Source organism: Bacillota bacterium, from assembly GCA_012842395.1.
Lineage (GTDB): Bacteria > Bacillota > SHA-98 > UBA4971 > UBA4971 > UBA6256.
Genome location: DUSX01000025.1, coordinates 1 through 6052, shown reverse-complemented (window position 1 = coordinate 6052; position 6052 = coordinate 1). Strand labels below are relative to the sequence as shown.

General features: G+C 64.1%; 5 protein-coding genes, 1 tRNA gene, 1 rRNA gene and 1 other RNA gene. All 8 read right to left on the bottom strand.

Features of this window, described 5'->3' with window-relative positions:
• Positions 1–114 (bottom strand): 16S ribosomal RNA (locus GX515_07895); the annotation flags it as partial.
• A 724-nt stretch (positions 115–838) separates the two neighbouring features.
• Entirely contained in the window at positions 839–1111 is a 273-nt protein-coding gene (gene bofA / locus GX515_07890) for a pro-sigmaK processing inhibitor BofA (GenBank protein HHY32920.1), read from the bottom strand.
• A 90-nt stretch (positions 1112–1201) separates the two neighbouring features.
• Positions 1202–1738 (bottom strand): DUF2508 family protein, encoded by a 537-nt coding sequence (locus tag GX515_07885; GenBank protein ID HHY32919.1) that lies wholly within the window; start codon positions 1736–1738, stop codon positions 1202–1204.
• Between the two features lie 59 nt (positions 1739–1797).
• Positions 1798–2397 carry a recombination protein RecR gene (recR, locus tag GX515_07880; protein ID HHY32918.1) on the bottom strand — a complete coding sequence of 200 codons (600 nt, stop codon included), beginning with the start codon at positions 2395–2397 and terminating at the stop codon, positions 1798–1800.
• A 34-nt stretch (positions 2398–2431) separates the two neighbouring features.
• Complete coding sequence (locus tag GX515_07875; protein ID HHY32917.1) at positions 2432–2764, bottom strand: YbaB/EbfC family nucleoid-associated protein; 333 nt, start codon at positions 2762–2764, stop codon at positions 2432–2434.
• Positions 2765–2868: 104 nt separating this feature from the next.
• A complete protein-coding gene (gene dnaX / locus GX515_07870; protein HHY32916.1) occupies positions 2869–5013 on the bottom strand; it encodes a DNA polymerase III subunit gamma/tau in 2145 nt (714 codons plus the stop codon).
• Positions 5014–5409: 396 nt separating this feature from the next.
• An RNA gene (gene ffs, locus GX515_07865) (signal recognition particle sRNA large type) lies at positions 5410–5674 on the bottom strand.
• Positions 5675–5929: 255 nt separating this feature from the next.
• Positions 5930–6023, bottom strand: a tRNA-Ser gene (locus GX515_07860).
• Positions 6024–6052 lie beyond the last annotated feature (29 nt).

The window sequence follows — 6052 nt, the reverse complement described above, 5'->3', positions numbered from 1 at the left end:
CGTCCGCCGCTAGGATGCCTCGGTAGCAAGCTACCTCAACACCCCCGCTCGACTTGCATGTATTAGGCACGCCGCCAGCGTTCGTCCTGAGCCAGGATCAAACTCTCCGTAAAATACCCGAAGAGCTGTCTCTAGCTCCCTCACACAAGCTCTAAATCAAAACCGCACCTTGCCTTAGCTCACTGTTTAGTTTTCAAGGAGCAACCTTCTCTGTCGCAGGACCAGCCTTCGCGGTTCACACCGCTCGGCCATTCCCGCTTACGAAAGCCGCCTTGTTGCGGGCGGCAGTTGTAAATATACCACCTCTGGCCAAACCGTGCAACCACTAATCAGGCGATATAGCTCGATATAGGTCGATTTGTGCGCTTCCCCTTTTATAATGCTCATTCGTTCGCATCTATACTTCAGATTATGAATCCCGTCGCTGTCCGGCACTCCCCGCAAGACCCCAGCACCAGGCCGGTACAGGCGGCGTTGAGCTGTACAGGCGACGTTGATCTCGGGCGATTAAAGAAGCCGGGCAGGTCCGCGGATGGCTCGCGAGGGCTCGCCAGGAACGGCTCGATGCCGGTCCTTCCAAGCACCCGGCGGCACCTGGCGTTGCCGCGCCCAAGGAGCTCGCGCCAAGTATGGCGCCATAAGTCTTCGTCTCATTTGTTGACGGCGTTACGGTTCCCGGTGCTTGCACGACGGGGCATGGAGAATTCGGCTGTCTTAAGCGCCGAATTCGAACGAGGCGCGCCGCAAGCGCACGGTCCCCGGAGGGCAAGGCCGATAGCCTTAGGCACGACCGCCCCGCCCAAAAGTAGTGCGAGCTTCTGGCGACATACTTAGGGACTCACAGGCCACCCACGATCACGTACTTCAGACCGATGATGAGCGCCAACCCCGGGAGCCCGAGAAGCCCAGTTATCAAGGCAGTGGCCGGGTTGATCGCAACCGAGAATCCGAAGAATCTCCCGACCAAGTTCACGAGGTACAGCGCAAGGCCTCCGAGCACTGCATTGTATGCGAGCCGAGCGATCATCTTCAGGGGCACGTACAGGATGTAGGCCACCACATAGAGAAGGAAAAGCGCAAAACCCCATGCAAGGACGGTCGCCACGTGCATCCCGCGAGGTCCCTCCCCTTCTTGCGCGGCCATGATGAAGCCGACACGCGGGTTCCGCTTCCCTCAACCGCTCTCTTTCATCGCTATGCGCTACCTCGCGGATGTATGCGCGGTCAAAGCGCTCTCTTCGCGGGCCTTCTTTAGCAGGTATACGTACTTTCGCTCAGCCGCCCTCAGCGAATAAGCGGCGTAGTCGATAAGGTCCGGATCCACGACCTGGTCAAAGTAGGACATCGCGCGCGCCCATTCCTCGCGCGCGGCCTCTGCGGCCTCCTCAAACGTGGGAACGTTCACGAGCCCTGCCTGGTCCCCGACGCGGTGCGTACCACTGCGCTGCTTACCCACCCGTTCGATCGCGAAGGCCGCCCTCGCCAGGGCGCAGCCGACAGATGCGCGGACGCGAGCACAAAGCGCGACGACACGAGCGACGCAGCGCCGCTGCAAGTCGGCTCCCCACGCTGTTGCAGAGCATCCCGCGTTCGGCAGACGGCGATCCCGATCGCGGGGTGTCCCCGCATGAGCCGCCGCCGGATTCAGGAGTCTCGCCACCGGTCTAGACTGGCGATCGTCCGCCCTCTCCGCCACACTGGTCCCTCCAGACGATCTCCTTGGGGTTGGAACTTGCATCCTCGGGATACAGTATGGTTCCTCCGCGGGCGGACTATGCCTGCGGGACCGCGGGCGCGCTACATTTCTCGGCGCCCTTCGAGGGCGCGCGTGAGTGTGACCTCGTCCGCGTATTCAAGGTCGCCACCCACAGGGAGCCCGTGGGCTATCCGCGTCACCCTGACGCCAAGGGGCTTGATGAGGCGCGCCACGTACATAGCCGTTGCCTCACCCTCGATATTCGGGTCGGTCGCGAGGATGACCTCTTTCACGGTGCCATCCTTCAAGCGTTCCAAGAGCTCCCTCACGCGGATGTCATCTGGGCCGACCCCGTCCACGGGCGAGATGGCCCCTCCCAAGACGTGATAAAGCCCGCGAAACTCCCCCGTACGTTCGAGGGCCATGACGTCCTTGGGCTCCTCTACCACGGCTATCACAGATCGGTCCCGGGCGGTGTCCGAGCATATCTGACATGGGTCGGCCTCGGTGAGGTTCCCGCAGACAGAACAGTGGAGTATCCGATCCTTGGCCTCGAGCAAGGCCTCGGCAAGCCGCACGACATCCTCACGCGGGGTCTTGAGGATATGGAACGCAAGGCGTTGGGCGGTCTTCGGGCCTATCCCCGGGAGGCGGGTGAATTGATCTATGAGCTTTGCTAAAGGCGCAGCATAACGCGGCATGACGGTGCTCCCTTCGGGCACGGGCGCGGGCCGGTCATATCATCGGCGGAAGCCCAGGCAAGCCCATGTTTCCAGCAACCTTGCCCATCTCGCTCGCCGCAAGCTCTTGGGCCTTCCGGAGCGCCTCGTTCACGGCCGCGAGGATGAGATCCTGAAGCATCTCCACGTCTTCGGGGTCCACCGCTTCGCGCGAGATCTCGATTGCAACGATCTCCTGGTGGCCGTTGGCCGTGACTTTCACCGCGCCGCCGCCCGCACTGCCTTCTACGGTCTTGTTCTTGAGCTCCTCCTGAACCCGCATGATGTCGGCCTGCACCTTTTGGATCTGCTTCATCATCTTGCCCATGTTCACGTTGTTGAAGCCCACCTGCTATCCCCCCGAATCGTCGTGTGCTGCGCGCCCTTCCGCGGCCTGCGCTTATCCGCATGTCTTGCCGCCGCACTACATTACTATAGCGGACTTGCGCCCGGCTATATCTCGATCTTGAAGACCTTGCCGCCGAAGACCGAAAGGGCCGCTTTGACAGCCGGGTGATCCATGATCGCCGCTTTTGCCTTGGCAAAACTCGCGGCGAAGCCCTCGCTTTCAGCGTCGGACAGCTCTACCCCGTCACCGTTCGCGTCCCCGTTGGCGTCCCCGTTACCATTGGCGGTCTTGAGGTTGCCATCGCCGGGGACGGGAGCGCGAGACTCTGGGCCAGGCAGCGCCACGTCGGACGGAAATGGGCGCTCAGTCTCGCCTCGCGCTTCTTCGCCCGTGGGTTCGGCAGGGCGCATCCCGAGCGCCCCTGCGGCCGACCCCGGCGGGGGAGCATCATCGGTGTCAGGCCATGGGACTTCCTCGGCCGGAGGAGGCTGTACCGGGTCACGCTGCGGCGAGACGACGCACTTCACCGCGAGGTCGACCCCGAGGATCGCCTTCAAAGCCTCCTCTACGGGGGTCCTGTAGCGTGCATCGGACGCCCTGTCTCTGAGGAACTCCGTCTGGAAGCCTACCGTGAGCTCGTTCCCCACGAGGGCGACAGGCGTCGTTTGGTTGTACCAGGTCAATACGGCCCCCTTGCCCTTCAGGGCGACGAGGACGTCGCCCCACTTGGCCCGCACCTCTTCAAGTGTGGTGGACCGCGTGACGGGCCCCAGCACCGGTGATCCCGTGACCCGCACAGGGGCGTCTGGTGCGGCGAGTGCCGCCGATGCGGCGGTTTCCGTGGAGGCTTCGGGCGATGGCCCGTGCCGGGACGAGGACGAAGGTCTGGACGAAGCCGCTGGCTCCGCCGCGGACGCCGGGCTTGACCTGGCCTGCGTGGTGCCGCCCACGAGCGTGGCACGACCCGTCGGCCCTCTCGCGGGCCTTTCACGGTTCGCGTCCACCCCAGCCGGGCGCGGCGCAGGCTGCGAAGGCCCGCCGCCGGGCCGGGCCTGTTGCGATCTCAGCGCCGGCCCCCCAGTGGCAGCCGGGCGCCTTTCCTGCTCCACTGGCGAAGACCCAAGCGTCGAAGCGGACCCCACCTCCGTTGCGGAGCTGGCCAATACGGGGATCACCAGCTTGATCGTGGCTATCTCGAGCGTAAGGAGCGGAGCTGCGGAGTACCGCATATCGCTTTCTGCCGCACTCAATATGTCTATCGCGCGAAGTATGTCCGCCGACGGAAGGGCCTGAGCCTGCCTCTTGAGGTCGTCGAGGGAGGCCTCAGGCGCGTCCACCAGCTCCGTCTTGAAACCACACGCCCGCAGCACCAGCAGGTTCCTGAAGTGCTCGATGACGTCGCGGAGAAACTGGCCGGGGTCGTGCCCGCTGTCCACGAGATCCCGAACGAGGGTGAGAGCTGCGGCGAGATCCTTGTGTATCACGCTGTCACAGAATCCCGCCACCTTCTGGAACCCAGCAACCCCGATGGCAGCCACGGCGTCGTCGTAGGTCACGATGCCGCCCGTGTACGCCGCACACTGCTCGAGGAGGCCCAGCGCGTCACGGGCCGCTCCCTGGGCCGAGGAGGCGATGAGCTTCACTGCGTCCTCGGAGATCTGGATTCCCTCGGAAGCTGCCACTGCGGAGATGCGTGCGGAGAGCTCGCGGTTTGTGAGGCGCCTGAAATCAAAACGCTGGCACCGCGATAGAATGGTGGGAAGCACCTTGTGCGGCTCCGTGGTGGCAAGCACGAACACTACGCGCGCCGGAGGCTCCTCCAGCGTCTTGAGAAGCGCGTTGAACGCCTCTTGCGTAAGCATGTGTACTTCGTCAATGATGTAGACCTTGTATCTCTCCTCGACAGGCGCAAACTTGACCTTCTCCCGCAGCTCGCGGATCTCATCGATGCCTCGGTTCGACGCGGCGTCGATCTCGATGACGTCCATCGAGCGGCCGTCTCTGATACGGACGCAAGCCTCACACTTGCCACACGGATCGGGAGTCGGGCCGTTCTGGCAGTTCAGGGCCTTCGCGAGGAGCTTTGCGACGCTGGTCTTGCCGGTGCCTCTCGGGCCGCAGAACAGGTACGCATGGGAGATGCGACCCGCGGCCACGGCATTTCGCAGCGTGCGCGTAACATGCTCCTGCCCTACGACCTCATCGAACGTCTGAGGTCGCCAGCGCCTGTACATGGAGACGTACGCCACCAGCTCTTCCCCCCTCTCGGGATTGCTGCGAACACCGACTTTATGTAGTTCTGGCTCGGGTCCCGGATTCCTGCAGAGCGGGGTGGCGCAGCCGCACGAGCCGCCCCGCGCCGTCGCGCTGGCCCCGCCGCCTGCGCACGACGAAGGCGGGCCCGCGCAGCGCTCCCTCCGTCCCGCACGCACCCTGGCACACAACGCATGGAGCCTTGCGGCAGGCGGCACGCGGGCGAGAGAAGCGCCCGCCAGCGCCAGCGCCCGCGCCCAGGGGGTGTCCCGAAGTCTCAACAAGACGAGGCACGGGGGACGAGCACGGGACCCTTCTATAGTAATGCCACCAACCGAATAAAAAAGCCGACCCGCCGCAGTACACGGCTCGGCCGGCAACTAGAACAACGGTCGTGCACCCACCGTCGAACGCTCTTCCCAGGCGGTAACCTGCCAGCCGGCTCCGACCAGGCGCCCCCGCGGCACACGGAACATTCTGCTTACCGCTGCTACCTCCCGGTCCTGACGGGGTTCACAGACATCCGTTGCGCGGGACCCAGCCATCTTCGCCACTTAACAGGGCCAGGCCCCAAGAGGAAACGGCCTCGGGTGGGAGTTCGACCCCGCTATAGCGGGTTGCGGGTTCAGGGCACCGCTACCTCCCCGTCTAGCACGACCAAACTTTCGCGGGACCTCCCAGCCAGATGCTGCCCGTGTCACGTGCCGGGACTCGCCCCGGCATCTCCGCCCTGCCACAACGGAGCCCCGCCGACACACGGCGGATACGAGCCTCTCGCGAGCCTCTTGAAACGAAGCCTAATGATGTCGCGGCGCCGCCGCTTTGACACCGCCTACTGCCCATTCTCGCCTGGCTGCCGAGAAACCGGGCCGACGAAGGCCGGAGATCCACACATACATCAGAGAAACAACATGGCGGAGAGGGCGGGATTCGAACCCGCGAGGCAGAGAGCTTCTGCCTACCCGCTCTCCAGGCGGGCGCCTTAGACCAACTCAGCCACCTCTCCGCAAAAGGTGGCGGAGAGAGTGAGATTCG

Excerpts from the sequence above, each read along its gene's own strand:
- bofA (HHY32920.1), bottom strand. The coding sequence starts at position 1,111 with ATGCACGTGGCGACCGTCCTTGCATGGGGTTTTGCGCTTTTCCTTCTC.
- GX515_07885 (HHY32919.1), bottom strand. The coding sequence starts at position 1,738 with ATGCAAGTTCCAACCCCAAGGAGATCGTCTGGAGGGACCAGTGTGGCG.
- recR (HHY32918.1), bottom strand. The coding sequence starts at position 2,397 with ATGCCGCGTTATGCTGCGCCTTTAGCAAAGCTCATAGATCAATTCACC.